Annotated in this window: 1 pseudogene; it reads left to right on the top strand. The window is 63.5% G+C overall.

The annotated features are described in order from the left end of the window. Positions 1 to 21 precede the first annotated feature (21 nt). A pseudogene (locus EE949_RS12915) lies at positions 22 to 334 on the top strand (D,D-dipeptide ABC transporter permease); the annotation flags it as partial.

The following is a 334-nucleotide window of genomic DNA, read 5'->3' as shown; positions in this document are numbered from 1 at the left end:
GAATCCACGGCGAAGCGGCCGGTGGAACAGTCCCCTGGGTCCAGCTTTGATGCCCTGTGCAAAAGCGGCCTGCGGATTTTGCGCCACCTGTTGCGTAACCCGATGACGCTTGCCGGCTTGCTGGTTGCGCTGCTGCTGGTGGTTGTGGCGACGTTTGCGCCGTGGATCGCCACCCATGACCCGGTCGCGCAAAACCTGGCCAACGCCCTGCAGGCGCCGGGTTCGGCGCACTGGTTCGGTACCGATGAATACGGCCGCGACATTTTCAGCCGGTTGGTCTACGGCTCGCGGATCACGCTGTACATCATTGCCTTGGTCACCGTGATCGTCGGCC

The organism is Pseudomonas viridiflava (genome assembly GCF_900602065.1).
GTDB lineage: Bacteria > Pseudomonadota > Gammaproteobacteria > Pseudomonadales > Pseudomonadaceae > Aquipseudomonas.
This window is presented reverse-complemented; position numbering and strand designations above follow the sequence as displayed.